Origin of the sequence: Pontibacter anaerobius, assembly GCF_026241195.1 — a bacterium.
Lineage (GTDB): Bacteria > Bacteroidota > Bacteroidia > Cytophagales > Hymenobacteraceae > Pontibacter > Pontibacter anaerobius.
This window is the reverse complement of the sequence record NZ_JAPFQO010000001.1, coordinates 340,192-357,217: the sequence shown is the minus strand read 5'-3', so window position 1 is coordinate 357,217 and position 17,026 is coordinate 340,192. Positions and strand designations below refer to the sequence as shown.

Annotated in this window: 15 protein-coding genes and 1 tRNA gene; 9 read left to right on the top strand and 7 right to left on the bottom strand. The window is 50.4% G+C overall.

All coding sequences use genetic code 11. The features are described from left to right. Positions 1-663: 663 nt before the first annotated feature. On the bottom strand, positions 664-1,695 hold the full coding sequence (locus OO017_RS01700; protein ID WP_266050701.1) for an isoaspartyl peptidase/L-asparaginase family protein: 1,032 nt from the start codon (positions 1,693-1,695) through the stop codon (positions 664-666). A 111-nt stretch (positions 1,696-1,806) separates the two neighbouring features. On the opposite strand from OO017_RS01700, the gene OO017_RS01695 reads away from it, so the two are divergent. After that, the gene (locus OO017_RS01695) at positions 1,807-2,355 is read left to right on the top strand and encodes a hypothetical protein (protein WP_266050700.1); all 549 of its coding nucleotides are present in this window, start codon (positions 1,807-1,809) and stop codon (positions 2,353-2,355) included. Positions 2,356-2,542: 187 nt separating this feature from the next. Further along, the gene (locus tag OO017_RS01690; RefSeq protein ID WP_266050699.1) at positions 2,543-3,253 is read left to right on the top strand and encodes an OmpA/MotB family protein; all 711 of its coding nucleotides are present in this window, start codon (positions 2,543-2,545) and stop codon (positions 3,251-3,253) included. Between the two features lie 128 nt (positions 3,254-3,381). Here OO017_RS01690 and OO017_RS01685 read toward each other — a convergent pair whose 3' ends face one another. Both OO017_RS01685 and OO017_RS01680 read right to left on the bottom strand, forming a co-directional pair. Next, the gene (locus tag OO017_RS01685) at positions 3,382-3,897 is read right to left on the bottom strand and encodes a DUF6141 family protein (protein WP_266050698.1); all 516 of its coding nucleotides are present in this window, start codon (positions 3,895-3,897) and stop codon (positions 3,382-3,384) included. Between the two features lie 1,068 nt (positions 3,898-4,965). Beyond that, a complete protein-coding gene (locus OO017_RS01680) occupies positions 4,966-6,105 on the bottom strand; it encodes a cystathionine gamma-synthase (protein WP_266050697.1) in 1,140 nt (379 codons plus the stop codon). 203 nt (positions 6,106-6,308) lie between these two features. On the opposite strand from OO017_RS01680, the gene OO017_RS01675 reads away from it, so the two are divergent. The 3 genes from OO017_RS01675 to OO017_RS01665 all read left to right on the top strand — a co-directional run bounded on the left by OO017_RS01675 (position 6,309) and on the right by OO017_RS01665 (position 8,533). Then, positions 6,309-7,031, top strand: coding sequence for a TVP38/TMEM64 family protein (locus OO017_RS01675; RefSeq protein ID WP_266050696.1), 723 nt, complete (start codon positions 6,309-6,311; stop codon positions 7,029-7,031). Positions 7,032-7,097: 66 nt separating this feature from the next. Further along, positions 7,098-7,171 (top strand) — tRNA-Arg (locus tag OO017_RS01670). A 318-nt stretch (positions 7,172-7,489) separates the two neighbouring features. Further along, positions 7,490-8,533, top strand: a complete 1,044-nt coding sequence (locus OO017_RS01665; RefSeq protein WP_266050695.1) for an acyltransferase family protein — start codon at positions 7,490-7,492, stop codon at positions 8,531-8,533. On the opposite strand, the gene OO017_RS01660 is transcribed toward OO017_RS01665, so the two are convergent. After that, on the bottom strand, positions 8,490-8,693 hold the full coding sequence (locus OO017_RS01660; RefSeq protein WP_266050694.1) for a hypothetical protein: 204 nt from the start codon (positions 8,691-8,693) through the stop codon (positions 8,490-8,492). The genes OO017_RS01665 and OO017_RS01660 overlap by 44 nt on opposite strands. A 499-nt stretch (positions 8,694-9,192) precedes the next feature. Here OO017_RS01660 and OO017_RS01655 point away from each other — a divergent pair, with 499 nt between their 5' ends. After that, positions 9,193-9,912, top strand: a complete 720-nt coding sequence (locus tag OO017_RS01655; RefSeq protein ID WP_266050693.1) for a hypothetical protein — start codon at positions 9,193-9,195, stop codon at positions 9,910-9,912. 117 nt (positions 9,913-10,029) lie between these two features. On the opposite strand, the gene OO017_RS01650 is transcribed toward OO017_RS01655, so the two are convergent. Then, positions 10,030-10,374: a hypothetical protein gene (locus OO017_RS01650; protein WP_266050692.1), complete on the bottom strand. Its 345-nt coding sequence runs from the start codon at positions 10,372-10,374 to the stop codon at positions 10,030-10,032. 388 nt (positions 10,375-10,762) lie between these two features. Here OO017_RS01650 and OO017_RS01645 point away from each other — a divergent pair, with 388 nt between their 5' ends. Next, complete coding sequence (locus OO017_RS01645) at positions 10,763-11,176, top strand: BrxA/BrxB family bacilliredoxin (protein ID WP_304608411.1); 414 nt, start codon at positions 10,763-10,765, stop codon at positions 11,174-11,176. Between the two features lie 82 nt (positions 11,177-11,258). Here OO017_RS01645 and purD read toward each other — a convergent pair whose 3' ends face one another. After that, a complete protein-coding gene (gene purD / locus OO017_RS01640) occupies positions 11,259-12,548 on the bottom strand; it encodes a phosphoribosylamine--glycine ligase (RefSeq protein WP_266050690.1) in 1,290 nt (429 codons plus the stop codon). Positions 12,549-12,727: 179 nt separating this feature from the next. After that, entirely contained in the window at positions 12,728-14,908 is a 2,181-nt protein-coding gene (gene recQ, locus OO017_RS01635) for a DNA helicase RecQ (RefSeq protein ID WP_266050689.1), read from the bottom strand. 66 nt (positions 14,909-14,974) lie between these two features. Here recQ and OO017_RS01630 point away from each other — a divergent pair, with 66 nt between their 5' ends. Further along, a complete protein-coding gene (locus OO017_RS01630; protein WP_266050688.1) occupies positions 14,975-15,946 on the top strand; it encodes a KpsF/GutQ family sugar-phosphate isomerase in 972 nt (323 codons plus the stop codon). Between the two features lies 1 nt (position 15,947). Further along, positions 15,948-17,024 (top strand): mannose-1-phosphate guanylyltransferase, encoded by a 1,077-nt coding sequence (locus tag OO017_RS01625; protein ID WP_266050687.1) that lies wholly within the window; start codon positions 15,948-15,950, stop codon positions 17,022-17,024. Positions 17,025-17,026: the final 2 nt, after the last annotated feature.

Here is a 17,026-nt window from a genome sequence, read left to right as displayed (position 1 = left end):
TTGGCTCCCTTCTGGCGCAATTCTTCAGACTTGTGTCTTTTTATGGTGTTGAGTTTGTAACTCGACTGGCTCGGAGAGCCATACCTGTTGCATTGCTATACTTTATACCTGTCCATTTATACTTTAGCCACTGCTTCCTTCAACTCGAAACAAGCTATCCTTTCTAGCTGCCGTTCATCCTCAGTCTTACGAACCTACAGTTGCACCTCCTGCCTTGACTCCCTCCAGCCCGGGAGGGCTCGTCTTCCCGCATCGCACTGTGTATTGAAGCTGCCATCGCTGCGCTGCAGGCTGCCCTCCGGGCACCGCATCAATACAAGGCGCTCAACGGAAAGACTGGGATCAGTTCGATAGCCTAAGCTGATGCAACATGAACCGGACTCCCGCTCCTGTTTTGGGGGTAGGGGCCCTCGAGAAAAGGAGAGGGCTGGGGAGAGGCATGATTCCCCTCCTTGGACTACCGAGAATGCGAGTTCGTAGATAGCGGGCGTAGCTCTGAGTTTGAGGGGCATGGATAGTTGGAACCAATACCGTAGAAGTCCCCATCACTGTTCATGGGGAGGTATTTATATTTCACCCAAACCTAAAAACCACTATCACCTTAAAAAATAAAGGCCAGCGAGACAAACTCACCGGCCTTTGCTGCTGTACTTTATACTTTGCTTAATCTTTGTAGATCGCTACCTCTGCCTTGCCATTTTTTATAAAACCGCGGTACATACCTGCTGAGTTGAAAGGCATGGCAATGTTTCCGTTCTTATCCAGGGCGATCACGCCGCCCTCGCCGCCGCGCTTCACCAGTTTCTTCATCACCACCTCATCAGCTGCCTTCTTCACGGAGTAGCCTTTATATTCCATCATGGCGGCAATATCGTGGGCTACTACGGAGCGTATAAAGTACTCACCGTGGCCTGTGGCAGACACCGCGCAGGTATTGTTATCGGCATAGGTTCCGGCACCGATGATGGGGGCATCGCCTACGCGGCCGTAGCGTTTGTTCGTCATGCCGCCCGTGGAGGTGCCAGCTGCCAGGTTACCATAGGCATCCAGCGCTACACACCCTACTGTACCGAATTTGTTTCCTTCTGTAAAGATGTTTTCGATGCTGCCTGTACCACCGTCGTGGTCTAGCTGCGTTTTTTCCTCGCCTTTTATTTTCTGCAACTGCTGAAAGCGCGTCTCGGTGTAGAAGTAGGATGGGTCGACCAGTTCCACGCCATTTAGTTTAGCGAACTGCTCTGCGCCATCTCCAATCATCATCACGTGCTCCGACTTCTCCATAACGGCACGGGCCGCCGTGATAGGGTTTTTGATAGTGGTCACGCTGGCCACAGAACCGGCCATTAAGGTTTTACCGTCCATTACGGCTGCATCCATCTCATTTTTCCCCTCGTTTGTAAACACGGCTCCCTTGCCGGCATTAAACAGCGGAGAGTTCTCCATCACATGGATCGTGGCTTCCACGGCATCCAGGCTGGTACCGCCTTTTTTTAGTACGTCGTAGCCTACCTGCAGCGCCTCGTTCAGCTTCTCGCGGTAAGCTTTCTCCTTCTCAGGCGTCATGTTTTGGCGTGTGATGGTACCGGCCCCTCCGTGTATTACCAGGGTAATGTTGCTATAGTCGGGCTTACCCTGTGCCAGGCTCACAAAACCGGCCAGCAGAAACAGGCACAGGAAGTATAAACTCTTTTTCATGGTTCAGTCTAAGGTAAAAATTTGGTTCATGTCTTGCTAAATATAGTGTATTTTGGTGTATCCGGCACAAAATTATCATCTTGCAGCCCTACACTATTCCCGTTTACACTGATGTTTGTTCTCCGGCTACGGCACTGGCAGACCTTTCTGCTGCTTTTTACACTTCCGTTTCTGCTGCAGCACGGCCTGCTCTGGCTACTGGATGCCCTGCAGGTGCGCCCTGGCCGGTTTGGCACGATGCTGCTGGATGCGCTTCCGGCAACAGTGTACGTACTGTGGCTGTGGCTGGTAGGCAGCTGGCTGTTCAGGCGGCTGCCGCAAAGTATAAAAATCACCCCGCTGTACTTTCACCTGGGTAACCTATACATTATACTTTATACTTTGGTGTTTGTGTACACACTGGCCCTGGCGCGGGACAACATGGCTACAGCCACCCTGCCCTTCGGAATGCTGGCCCTGCTGGTACCCATGCATCTTTTCGCCACATTCTGTTACCTGTATGCGGTATACTTTGTGGCTCGCTCGCTGGTGAGTGTGGAAAAGCAGCTCCTGGTGCAGACCGGGGAGTACCTGAAGACTTTTATCTTTTTTCTGCTGTTGCCACTGGGTATCTGGTTTCTGCAGCCCCGCCTCCGCAAACTTTATCTATCAGAATCATAGGTAGATATAAAAAGTTTTGTGAAATATATAGTTGCCATGCAATATTATAAAGAATATCACGTTTTAGAGCAGAAACAAAGGGTAAATTATTGGTTTTTATAGAGTTTTCTTAGCTTGCAGGCTAATCTTTTACCATATTTGCAAAGTATTCTCAAACATTATCCAAACAAACAATTAAACTACACCCATGAAATCCAATTTCTTCAAAGCATCTCTTGCCCTTGTGATGTGCTCTACCATGATGGCATCTTGTGTATCTTCTAAAAAGTATGAAGACCTGCAGGCAAGCAAAGAAGCGCAGGAGCGCGAGCTGGAAGCATCTAAAGCTAAAGTTGATGAGCTTTCTAACTCCCTGAAAGAGCGTGAGCAGAAACTTGCTGACATGGAGCGTGCCATGAACGAGCAGAACAAGATCCTCGACAACCTGAAGAACGAGGTGAACACTGCCCTGCAAGGCTTTAAAGAAGGCGACCTGAGCGTGGCTGTTAAAGATGGCAAAGTATACGTTTCTATGTCTGACAAGCTGTTGTTCCCTACTGGTAGCACAAAAGTGAACGCGGGTGGCAAAAAAGCTATCGATCAGTTGGTAACTGTACTGAAGAAAAACCAGGAAGTTGGTGTAATGGTAGAAGGCCACACAGATGACGTTTCTGTAATGAGCGGCATGAAGTACATGACTGACAACTGGGACCTGAGTGTGCTGCGTGCCACTGAGATCACTCGTCTGATGACTGAGAAAGGCCTTTCTCCTGACAGAGTAACTCCTGCCGGACGTTCTTTCTACATGCCTGTTGATGCTGGACGTACTGCTGAGGCGAAAGCTAAAAACCGTCGTACAGAGATCATCCTGACGCCAGACTTTACTGAGGTTTACAAAATCCTGGGCATCAAAGCTTAGTTTTTAGCCTCACACTGATATACAAAGCGCCGGTAACCTTTGTGGCTACCGGCGCTTTATTTTTACCCGTAAAGCAAGGGCGCAACGTATAAAATCGTGTTCCCCAACAATTAGCAACCAGTAACTAACTATCCTTTCGCTCTTTTTGCTTCGCTGATGGCTGCGAACAGCTCCCCGGCGTTTTGCGAGCCGATGAGTAGCGGATCACGGCTGTAGAAGTATAGCTTCACGCCCTCGTTGCCCGACATGTTGTAGGCCTTGCCCTTAAAGCCCCACCGAATACCCCAGCCACCGTAGTCGCTGATGGGGTTATACGTGACACGCTCATAGTCCCGGACCAGGTGCAGCGGTATTTTTACAGGCTTGATGTGGAACGGCCATAAACGCACCTGCACCAGCCCCGGCTGCACCTCGGTGGTAAGCGACATGCGGTAAAAGAAGTATGGCAGACCCAGCCCCATCAGCACGAAAAGTATACTTAGCTGTACATCCGGCACCGGCCTGTTGCCATATACTCCGCCCAGCAGCACCTGGTACACAAAGCCCACCCAAAAGATAGCCGCCACGCACAGCACCACCACCCACAGCCAGAATTGCCTGAACCGCTGCCGCTCCCGGTAAAGTATGGTTTGCTCGTCTGCCATGTGTGTTTTATACTTTCTGGGGCTATATTTTAAGTTGGTTTACCCACCCCTACGCCTCTCAAGGGCAGGGCCGTTTCATTCTCCTCTTATTGTCATCCTGAAAAGATCCTGGTAGCTGGTAGTTTAGGTTTAACTTCCGGGGGAGGACCCTCTTTCTCCACCAGGTTTCTTAACAGAATGGCAACTATTTTTTGTCTTCATTTATCAGAATGAAACGTCCCTGCTTTTAAGGGGGCTATAGGAGTGTTTCCACTGTTAGGCTAATGTGCCTTTTTAGCCGCCGCTCATCCGCTTTTATACTTTGATTATCCTTTCTGGCTGTTGCTGATCCTCAGCTTATATTTTTTCGGTTTGGCCCCTTCTGGCGCAAGTATTTATACTTATGTCTTTTTATGATGTTGAGTTTGTAACTCGGCTGTAGCCATACTTTATACTGTGGCTATACTTAATACTTGCCTTTCCCGCTGTTCCGGACATCCCTGTCCGGAACCTCTCTGCCGCGGATTTCCAAATCCGCGTGAGCCATACTTTATACTTCCATAGCCGTGCTTCCTGCAACTGGACACAAGCTAATCTTTCTAGCTGCTGCCGATCCTCAGTCTTACACACCTACCGTTTCACCTCCGGCCTTGGCTCCCTCCAGCCCGGGAGGGCTCGTCTTGGGGGTAGGGGCCCTCGAGAACCGCATCGCGCTGCTTTCGCTTCCTTTGCTCCTGACGTCGCAATGCCTCACTCCGTTCGGCACCGGAACCTCTCGAGACGCTCTTAATACGAGGACCCCTACCCCCACGGAAAGACTGGGATCAGTTTTCGATAGCCACTGCTGACGGAGCTTAAACCAAATCCTCCTTGGGGGCAGGGGGATGACAATCGTCTACTGAACTCCCTCTCTTGCTCTTGGGAGAGATAAAGTTAGGGAAATAATTACTGCATCAGAGAAGTATGAAATTATCTTTCCTACACTACGAACAAAAGTATACTCCCGCTGCACCCCCAAAGTATAAATCAACAAAAAACCGCCCGCTAAAACAGCGGGCGGTTTTTTGTGTATCAAGCGTTTTTGAATGTCTATCCAATAGCCTGCTCTAGGTCAGCGATCAGGTCTTCGGCGTCTTCCACACCCACACTCAGGCGGATCAGCGTGTCGCTCAGGCCGGCCTTCATACGGTCTTCACGCGGAATGCTGGCGTGCGTCATGGTGGCCGGATGGCCACACAGCGACTCCACCCCCCCCAAAGACTCGGCCAGGGCAAATAATTTCAGGTTCTCCAGCACACGCGTGGCATCGTCCACGTTGTCGCCTTTCAACTCAAACGACACCATCCCGCCGAAATCGCGCATTTGCTTCTGGGCCACCTCGTGGTTCGGGTGCTCGGTAAAGCCCGGCCAGTATACTTTGTTAACCTTCGGATGGTTCTTCAGGAACTCAGCCACCTGGCGGCCGTTCTGGCAGTGGCGCTCCATGCGCAGGTGCAGCGTTTTAAGGCCACGCAGCACCAGGAAGCAGTCTTGCGGGCCGGGCGTAGCACCGCAGGAGTTCTGGATAAAGGCCAGGCGCTCGTGCAGGTCATCATCCTTCACAATAATCGCCCCCATTACCACGTCCGAGTGGCCTCCCATATATTTTGTAAGCGAGTGCATCACCATATCGGCGCCCATATCGAGCGGGGTTTGCAGGTATGGCGTGGCAAACGTATTATCGGCCACCAGCAGCAGGTTGCGTTTTTTGCAAAGCTCTCCGTATGCTTTTATGTCGATGATGTTGAGCAGCGGGTTGGTTGGCGTTTCTACCCAGATCATTTTCGTATTCTCGTTCACCAGCTTCTCCACGTTGCCCACATCCTGCATGTTAGTGAAGTGGAACTTGATGCCGTAGTTCTGGAAGATCTTTGTGAAGATACGGTAGCTGCCGCCGTACAGGTCGTTGGTGGAGACCACCTCATCACCGGGCTTCAGCAGCTTCATGATGGCATCTACGGCCGCCATACCCGAGGAGAAGCAAAGGCCATGCTTGCCGTTCTCCAGGGCAGCCAGCGCGTTCTGCAGCTGCGTGCGGGTTGGGTTGTGCGTACGCGAGTATTCGTAGCCTTTGTGGTCGCCGGGAGAGCGCTGAACGTAGGTGGATGTCTGGTAAATCGGCGTCATGATGGCGCCTGTAGATGGGTCTGGCTCTACGCCAGCATGTATAGCTTTCGTTCCGAATTTCATAGTTTATACGTTATACTTATAAATAATTATTTTCCCGCTGGCAGGCACCGGAATACCAGAGCGAGCGGTTGCTGCAAGTTAGAAAATTACGCGCGAAGTATAAAGGCGCCCCAAAGCCGGGCTATTTATACTTTCAAAGCCGCAAAAATCTTTTGTCCTTTGTCTTTCGTCTACATTCAGACAAAACAAAGTATACTTACCACATGAAGTCACTCCCGCTGCTGCGCACCTTTATACGCGAAAATGCCTCTACGTTTGTTTCTATGTTGCTGCTAGTGGTGGTGCCGGTGGTGGTGAGTTCTACGGTGGCGGTGGTGTTGTATAATTACCAGGATTTGCTGCAGGGGCTGTCGGTGTGGGAGATGCTGCTATACTTTGCCGTGATTTCTGTAACGATGGCACTGGCCCTTACGCCAACGACCTTTGTGGCCTTGGTTAGCGGCTTTTACCTGGGCTGGAACGGCTTTGCAGGCATTGTGGTATCTTATGGCATTGCGGCGCTTATTGGCTACAGCATTGCCCAGGTCGTAGACCATGGTAAGATGATGAGCTTCCTGAACCGCTTCGACAAGGCACGTGCGCTGATGCAGGAGCTACGTGGTGAGAGTTGGAGCCTCATTATTCTTACACGCATATCGCCGGTGCTGCCCTTCGCCCTAATGAATTTCGTGCTCTCATTGCTGCAGATAGACAGGCGTAAGTTTTTCCTGGCAAGTATAGTGGGCATGCTGCCGCGCACCCTCTTTTTCTTCTGGGTGGGCACACAGGCCCGCGATGTGGTGCAGGCCCTGCAAAATCCCGACAGCGGCCGTGGAGGGCAGATCCTGATGGTGGCATTAATTGTGATTTCTATAGGGGGACTTTACTTCCTGTTCGACAGGGCTTTAAAGCGTGCACTGCGTAAAGCAGCCGCTAAAAGCGAATAATTTTTCGCCACAGCTCTTGCGTATAAAGAAAAAAGGCCTTTACTTTGCATCACAATAACGGAAAACGGTCTCGTAGCTCAACTGGATAGAGCATCTGACTACGAATCAGAAGGTTAGGGGTTCGACTCCCTTCGTGACCACCGAAAAGCCTCTCAGAGAAATCTGAGAGGCTTTTTTATTTGCACACAAGCAACTGTAATTCAAACGTCCTCTGATTTGCGAAAGTACTATCTGTTTAGCTACTTCAAATCAGCCTAAAAGCCCTCTCGTTTTCTGAGGCATCTTATCAAAAAATTAATATATTGGGTTTCTATCTATCCGCTTCTGTTGCAAAGAGCCCTTGTTAATGGTTCGCTGCTGGTTGCATTTCACCCTTACCAGAATCTATTAGTAAGCTCAAAGTAAACCCGGGCAATCTAGCAGCCAGCACGGGCATTTTGAAGACTAAACAGCACTTTTTGATCCTCGACGGATTAAGGGGGATAGCGGCTTTGGCTGTTGTGATTTTCCATTTTATGGAGTGGGTTTACCCACCAGACTCCGGCAAGAATTTCATCGGTCACGGGTTCTTAGCCGTGGACTTCTTTTTCTGCTTGTCCGGGTTTGTCATCGGTTATGCTTATGACGACCGACTTGGGAGAATGGGAATTATGGAGTTCTTTAAAGCAAGGCTGATAAGGCTGCACCCCTTGGTTATCCTGGGATCGGTAATGGGATTGCTGGCGCTTCTCTTTGATCCCTTCGCCGCCTATACCGGAGAGTATGGCACGGGCAGACTTATCCTGGTGTTTCTTAGCTCCGCCTTTCTCATTCCCTTTCCGGTGATGGAAGAACGTGCCTTCAACCTGTTTGGCCTCAATGCCCCTTCGTGGTCATTATTCTGGGAATACGTTGCCAATATTGTTTATGCCCTTATCCTGTACAGGCTCTCGCGCCGCTATCTGGTTGTGCTGACAGTGCTGGCAGGGGTTGCCCTGTGTTGTGTCAGTTATCGTGCCGGAAACCTGCTGGGGGGCTGGGCAGGAGAGAACTTCTGGGATGGCGGTGCTCGTATCGCCTACTCCTTCTCAGCCGGTCTTTTGATCTATCGCTCTAACTGGGTTATCAAGAACAGAATCGGGTTCATCGGCCTGGCTATCCTGCTGTCGCTGGCCTTTGTCATGCCCCATTTTGAGTGGAATTGGGTGGCAGAGGCAATGGTTGTCCTGTTCTATTTTCCGTTGCTTGTTGCTTTGGGAGCCGGCTCCAGCTTGTCACTGGGGCTGGAGAAGTTCTGCGTGTTCTCCGGAAAGATCTCGTACCCCCTATACATGACCCATTACGCCGCTATCTGGATGTTTGGCAACTATTTCACGAGCAGCAAGCCTGGAGCAAACGAGCTGTTCCTTATCGTATTAACAGGAACTGTTCTATTGGTCGGCATAGCGTATGTAGTGATGGTGGTGTATGATATCCCTGTCAGGAGGTACCTAAACCGCAAAAGACAACAACGGCAGGGTTAGGAACCGCTGTTATACTTTGCCGGCGCACAGGCTGTAAGTATAAGCCACGTCGTTTAACGTCTCCTGCCCCAAAGGCTACGCCACTACCATTGTTGGCGGTATGGTCACCGTGCCAGCCAACACCCGGAAGGTCATTCTCATCCTCCCCGACGGGGATCATGTTGTCGCGTAAAGACTACCGCAAGGGTCATCGCCGTATACATGCCAAATGGCCTGGGTGTCTCCTCCTACTGGAGAAGCGGCCGCACTAGCGTGGATGCGATAGAAGTCTGAACTGGTGGCTGCCTTAGCCTGTGCCAGATGAAATGGAAAATGTATCAGGGGCCTCTGTAGATAATTCCTAAAAGTAGTTAACTAAGATCTGGTAAGGTGATGGCGCGTGCTTGTTGGGCCTGTTACTTTTTTTAATTTCTTCCATCTGTTCACATACATTGCTATCTCCTTTTCACACCTATTCTTTGTCTGACTTACATCTCCAATTTCTGTCAATCCTAGGTGGGTTAAAGCACAAATATTCAAATAACACCAAATAAAAGTATAGCTTCATTCGCATTAATGTATATTTATTATTTTTTTTAGTTAAAATATAAAACTTAAGTTTAAAGTGAAAAGTAAAAGCAGAAAGTTAATTTATTTTACAACTCAAAAACGTTTAACAAATGAAAAACTTTAAGCTTTTTGGCCTGCTGGTAATTCCGGCTTTATTCGCAGTTGGCTGTTCTGAAGACCAGGACATGGTTGCACCCTCTGCTGATATGAGCGCCAGCAAAACGACACTTGCAACAGGCAACGGCGCTCCGAGCGGGGCGCACTACACCCTTAACATCATTGGCGTGCCAAAAGGAAAAACAGCAGCCATGGACGGCAACAGCGGTCACCGCATTTTTGTAAACCTGGAGGGTAACACAAAAATCAATCTTGCAAACGCAGACGACACAGACGGTAGCTTCCGCGTGCTGGATGCTAACGGTACCGACCAAAACGGTGCACTGTTCCAATTGCCGAGCGCAGACCTGGATAATGATGGCATCACGTCCTACTCCGTTTTCGCCCGTGCATTGGGTAAGCCGGGCGGCGGTGCGATGATGACCACCTGCGCTACTGACCCAACACTAGTGGATGACCCGACTACACCTGAGGACGAGACGCAGGTGTGTAGCCTGGAGTCAATGGTAACGCTGCGTGAGAAGGGCGGCTCTAAGTTCGACAACGTATCCAGAGAGCTACTCTACATCTATGCTGACCTTGACGGTGACGGCACTACGGAACGTGTGCCACTGTTCGACGACAGGCTTGAGGACTACTACTGGAGCTATGACAACAACGGCCTGAAGGTGCTGCAACTACGTTTCTATGATGTACCCACAGATGTAAACTAAGCCTTGCATACTTTATACATAAAAGAGCCGCTGCCTTTAATAGGCAGCGGCTCTTTACTTTAGTGGCACAACTACAGTATGCCTGTTACTTCTTTCTTTTGTTAGTATCCACCCAGCTTACGCAGTCATCTCCTCGTGTAGCTCAAAACGCCCTTTGAAGCGCAAGAGGTGCTCCAAAAGCTCATCTGGCAAATCAAATCTAAAATGATCCTGTTTCAGCTCCTCCCATGAATTAAACAGCTTCCAGGTCTCTGCTTTTTTATAAGCCTCTAGCTCTCTTCCGGATAAGGGCCGCACAAAGAAAGCCTCCAGCTCTACATCCTCCTCCCGCATAGGTACTTTTACCGTATCTGAGTTACTGTTGAGCACCTCGATAACTTCTGCGTAGCGGTCGTTGCTGGCAGGCAGGTAAAAATACCGCACATAAGTGCTACAGGCAATAGGGTGAGGGAGTGGCATCATAGTCGTAAACTTAAAAATTCCGCACTGAGAGCTTTCTGCCATACATCCGGTTCAGCCTTTCGCTTTACCTGTATAACCTGCTCCTCTCTAAGCTACGCCGCAGCGCGCTTCATAATCAAACTTTATAAACTCCGTACTATTTAAAGTATCTTCCCTATATAGCGGCTTTACTTGCATAGGGTTAAATTACTTATACTTAAATAAGGATATAGTAGTTGTGGCATATGACCAATTGACCGGAACAATACAATAAACTGTTTTATTCTTTTTATTACCCAGTGTTACCTCTTTTAAACAGGGTGCACACCTGCCAGATGTTTGCAACTTTTGTGGAACAGATTTGTTAACTTTGCAGCGTATTTAATATTTAACCCGATTAATTATGGCAATGTACCCTGAATATATGGTTGCCCCTATCCGTGAGGACCTTACCTCTGCTGGCTTTGAGCAACTGATGACCCCGGAGGAAGTGGAGCAGGCGATTAAGTCTGAAGGCACTGTACTGGTGGCGGTAAACTCTGTGTGTGGCTGTGCGGCCTCTAAGGCCCGCCCTGCTGTTAAAATGGCTGTGGCTGCCTCTGACAAGAAGCCCACTAAGCTGGTAACGGTTTTTGCAGGCATGGAGCAGGATGCCGTGGCTAAGGCGCGTGAGTTTATGCTTCCTTACCCTCCTTCTTCACCGTCTATCGCCCTGTTTAAGGATGGCGAACTGGTGCACATGATAGAGCGTTACCACATTGAGGGCAACGACCTAACCCGTGTAGTGGATAACCTTCAAGGCGCTTTCGAAGCTTACTGCTAAGCTTTAAATAAGTATAAAAAAGGGCGGGCCTACAGCAAATACTGTAGGCCCGCCCTTTTTTATACTTGTGGCTATACTTTATTTACACACTCATCTTGCCTAGGTCAAAGCCGATGTCGCGGCGGTAATAGCGGTCTTGCCAGGTAATGGCCTCTGCAGCCTTATTGGCTTTCTCCAGGGCCTCTTCCATGGTATCGCCCAGGGCGGTGATGGCAAACACGCGGCCACCGTTGTTCAGCAGCTTACCATTTACCATGTTGGTACCGGCATGGAACACCAGCACATCTTCCGGCACATTCTCAAGCCCGGTAATCTCCTTGCCTTTCTCATAGCCCTCCGGGTAACCGCCTGAGGCAAGTATAACCGTGGTAGCTGTGCGTGGGTCGATCTCAAGTTTATAGTCTTTTAAGGTATGGTCGTGCAGGGCCTTAAACATCGTAAACAGGTCCGACTTGATGCGGGGTAGTATGGCTTCTGTCTCCGGGTCGCCGAGGCGCACGTTGTACTCGATCACGTAAGGGTCGCCGTTCACATTCATCAAGCCTATAAACAGGAAACCGGAGTAATCCATCTGCTCTTCCTGCATGCCGCGCAGCGTTGGCTCTATCACGCGTTCCTTTACCTTCTGCATAAATGCCTCGTTGGCAAACGGAACCGGGGAAATAGCCCCCATACCGCCGGTGTTCAGGCCTGTGTCGCCCTCGCCTATGCGCTTGTAATCTTTAGCCTCCGGCAGCAGCACGTAGTCTTTGCCATCGGTAAGTATAAACACGGATACTTCTATCCCCTGCAGGTATTCCTCTATCACTATTTTGCTGCTGGCATTGCCAAAGCGCTTGTTGCGCAGCATCGCCTCCAGCGTATCAAACCCCTCTTCATAATCCTGTGCAATAATTACCCCCTTGCCGGCAGCCAGGCCATCAGCCTTTATCACCGTTGGGAAGCTCTGCTGCTTCAGGTACTCTACCGCCTCTTTAAACGTGGCCTCTGTAAACGTCTGGTAGCGCGCTGTCGGGATGTCATACTTCTGCAGAAAAGACTTACAGAAATCTTTGCTGCCCTCCAGCATGGCGCCTGCCTTTTTAGGGCCAATCACCAGGATGTGCTTCAGGTACTCAGACTGCTCAAAATAATCGTGAATGCCTTCTACAAGGGAGTTCTCCGGGCCAACCACTACCATCATAATATCGAAGTCGGCGGCAAATTTCCCCAACTCATCAAAATCATGTATGTCTACGGCGGCGGTGGTATGGAACTCTGCGGTGCCGGCATTGCCCGGCGCTACAAATACTTGGTCGCAGAACTCGCTTTGGCTCAGCTTCCAGGCAATGGCGTGCTCACGAGCGCCAGACCCTATCACAAGTACGTTCATATTCTTGGGTTAAAGATTAACGGGTTTAAAAATTACGGGCACTGCTGCGAAGTTAAAGATTTATACTGGCACGTGCAGTACTTACAACGCTTTATACTTCAGGATTTATACTTACAAACCGGAAAAGAAAAAGCGGCCGATGAAACCCGGCCGCTTTTATACTTTATACTTGCATCAACTTAGTTGGCGTACTCCGACAGGAACTTGATGCGCATCAGGCGCAGGTCCTCTTCGGTGTAATCGTCAGTGCCCAGCTCCTTCACAGCCACGGCAATGTTGTCGGTACTGGCGCTCATAAAGTAGTCATACACCTCGTCCTGCCGCTCATCGTCCAGTATGTTGTTGATGTAGTAGTTCAGGTTAAGCTTTGTGCCCGAGTAGCAGATGTGCTCAATCTCCTCAATCAGCTCCGGCATCGTCAGGTCCTTAGACGCAGCGATCTCCTCCAGGTCTACCTTTTTGTCTATCTGCTGGATGATGTAGATTTTGATCTTGGACTTATTCACGGTGCTTTTCACCACCACGTCAGAGGCCGTCACGATGTCGTTCTCCTCCACGTACTTGCTGATCATGTCCAGGAACGGCTTACCGAACTTCTGCACCTTGCCCATGCCCACGCCGGCAATGTGCGCCAGTTCGTCGCGGGTGGTCGGGTACACAGTGGCCATCTCCTTTATCGATGGATCCTGGAACAGCACGTACGGCGGCAGGCCTTTTTCTTTGGCCAGCTTCTTACGCAGGTTCTTCAGCATGTCAAATAGTACCTCGTCGTGGCCGGCTGATGCCTGCGCCTCCTCCTTCTCCTCGTCCTCCTTCACTTCCTGGTCGTAGTTATGGTCTTTGGTCAGCTGTATTGCGTGAGGCTTCTGAATAAAATCTTCGCCTTTCTGCGTCAGCTTAATCACACCGAAACTATCTATGTCCTTCTCCAGGTACTCCGACAGCAGGATCTGGCGCAGCACGGAGCTCCAGAACTGCGCGTCCTGCTCCTTGCCAGCGGCAAATACCTCCAGCTTATCGTGGTCGTAGCTGGCAACGTACTGGTTGCGCAGGCCGGTAAGCACATGGGTAATATGGTCTATGCTGAAACGCTGGCCTGTCTGCTGAACGGCCTTCAGGGCCAGCAGCACTTCTTCCTGCGCCTCAAAGCGCTCTTTCGGGTGCAGGCAGTTATCGCAGAAGCCGCAGTCTTTCTCGAAGGTCTCCCCAAAGTAGTGCAGCAGCTGTTTGCGGCGGCACACAGCCGAGTCGGCGTAGGCAGCCATCTCCTGCAGCAGCAGCTTGGAGTTGTCGCGCTCTGTTACGGGCTTGTCTTTATTAAACTTCTCCAGCTTAACAATATCGTCGTAGCTGTAGAACATAATGCAGTTACCCTCCATGCCATCGCGGCCGGCACGCCCAGTCTCCTGGTAATACCCTTCGATGGATTTCGGGGTATCATAGTGGATCACGAAGCGAACGTCCGGTTTATCAATGCCCATACCAAAGGCAATGGTGGCTACAATCACGTCCGCCTCCTCATTCAGGAAAGCATCCTGGTTGGCCATGCGCACACTCGGGTCCAGGCCGGCATGGTACGGCAGCGCCTTCACGTCGTTTACCTTCAGCAACTCGGCTATCTCCTCCACCTTCTTGCGGCTCAGGCAGTACACAATGCCGCTCTTGCCCTTGTGCTTCTTCACGTACTGGATAAGCTGCTTTTTGGTGTTATGCTTCGGGCGCACCTCATAGTACAGGTTGGTGCGGTTAAAAGAAGACTTGAAAACAGAGGCCTCGTCCATCTGCAGGTTGCGCTGGATGTCGAGCTGTACTTTTGGCGTTGCTGTGGCTGTCAGGGCTATGATCGGCAGGTCCCCGATCTGGTCGATGATGCCGCGGATACGGCGGTACTCCGGACGGAAGTCATGCCCCCACTCCGAGATACAGTGCGCCTCGTCTATGGCTACGAAGGAAATGTTAGAGGCGCGCAGAAACTCCACCGTCTCCTCCTTCGTAAGCGACTCCGGCGCCACGTACAGCAACTTCACCTCCCCGGCCAGTGTCTCTTTTTTAACTTTATTCGTTTCTGATTTAGAGAGCGTAGAGTTCAGGAAGTGCGCATTTACCCCGAAGGCGTTCAGCTGGTCTACCTGGTTCTTCATCAGGGCAATAAGCGGCGAAATAACGATCGCTGTGCCCGGTAACGAAAGAGCAGGAAGCTGGTAGCACAACGACTTGCCCGCGCCCGTAGGCATAATCACAAAGGTGTTCTTGCCGTTAATAATATTATTTATTATCAGCTCCTGATTTCCTCTGAATTGATTATACCCAAAAACTTCTTTTAATTTGTTCTTGAGATTTACCTCTTGTTGAATAGACATGTAATCTTGCAAAAATTTAATCTTGTTGCAACGCACTCCAAAAGAGTGCACTAACACAAATTTAACTTGAATCTCCCTAATAATATAGCTCTTACCGCAAAAAAAGTATTAGAAGCAGAAGCCGAGGCCATCGCCAGACTGGCAGATTTTATCGACGAACGTTTCGAGGAGTGCGTGAAAGCTATTTTGCAGATCAAGGGCCGGGTAGTTGTTACCGGCATTGGCAAGAGCGCCAACATCGCCCAAAAGATCGTGGCTACCCTTAATTCCACTGGTACTCCTGCCCTGTTTATGCACGCGGCAGACGCTATACACGGTGACCTGGGCATGATACAGCCGGAGGACTTTGTGATCTGCATCTCCAAAAGCGGTAACACCCCTGAGATTAAGGTACTTGTACCCTTACTAAAGCGCAAAGGTTCCAAGTTGGCAGCCCTGGTTGCCAGCACCGACTCTTACCTTGCCCAAAGCGCGGATTTTATACTTAACGCTTACGTAGAGCGTGAGGCCTGCCCGCACAACCTGGCCCCTACCACCAGCACCACGGCAGCACTCGCGCTCGGCGATGCCCTGGCCGTAAGCCTGCTGGAGGCGCGCGGTTTCAGCAGCTCCGACTTTGCTACTCTGCACCCTGGCGGCTCACTGGGCAAGCGCCTTTACCTGAAGGTAGAGGATATTTACACCCAAAACGAGTCGCCCAGCGTAAAGGAGAACGCAACACTCAGAGAGATTATTATCGAGATATCATCTAAGCGGCTGGGAGCCACGGCTGTAGTGAAAGAAGGCACGGAGGAGTTGGTTGGCATCATTACCGACGGGGACCTGCGCCGCATGCTCAACAAGTATGAAAAGGTGGAGGGCATCACCGCCATCGACATTATGACCCCTGCCCCGCTCACCATTGAGCCGGACAGCTATGCCGCTGAGGCCATGGCGATTATGCAGGAAAAAAGTATAACGCAACTCATTGTAACAAAATCAGGTAAATTCGAGGGCTTTATTCACCTCCACGATTTACTTAAAGAAGGACTTGTATAACATGGATAACAACACCTACGTGGTGATCATGGCCGGCGGCATCGGAAGCCGTTTCTGGCCTTTCAGCCGCACCAATTACCCCAAGCAGTTTCATGATGTGCTTGGCATTGGCGAGAGTATGCTACAAACCACCGCAAAGCGCTTTGCAGACATCTGCCCACCCGAGAATCTTTTTATAGTTACCAACAAGGATTACGAGGCACTGGTAAAGGAGCAGCTCCCCGAGCTATCTGATAACCAGATACTGCTGGAGCCGGTTGGCAGAAACACCGCCCCGTGCATTGCATACGCCTCTTACAAAATCGCGCAGCTGAACCCAAAGGCCAACCTGGTGGTAACGCCAGCCGACCACGTGGTGCTGAAGCAGGATGTGTTTACGGAGGTGGTGAAAGACGCCCTGGATGCTGCCAGTAAAGACGATGTGCTTATTACGCTGGGAATTACCCCAAGCCGCCCCGACACCGGATACGGCTATATTCAGTACATCGATGAGAAGAACTCCAAGATAAAAAAGGTAAAGACCTTTACCGAAAAACCTAACCTGGAACTGGCGCAGATGTTCCTGGACAGCGGCGATTTTGTGTGGAACTCCGGCATCTTTATCTGGAACGTGCAGAGCATCCTGAAGGCTTTTCACCAGCACCTGCCTGAGATTACGGAGGTTTTTGAGGAAGGCAACAGTACCTTTAACACGCCCCAGGAACAAAACTTTATCACGAGAGCTTACTCCCAGTGCCGCAATGTATCCATTGACTATGGCATTATGGAGAAGGTAGACAACGTGTACGTGCTGCTGGCCGACATCGGCTGGTCTGACCTGGGCACCTGGAACTCCCTCTACACCATCAACGACAAGGACGAGAACGGTAACGTGGTAGACGGCGACGTGATGCTGTACGACACGAAGGACTGCATCATTAAAACACCTAAGAACCGCCTGGTGGTGCTGCAAGGCCTCGACGACTTTATTGTGGCGGAGTACGATAACGTACTGATGATCTGCAGAAAAGAAGAAGAGCAGAAGGTGAAGGAGTTTGTGGCCGACGCCAAGTCTAAGAAAGGCTCAGATTACATTTAATC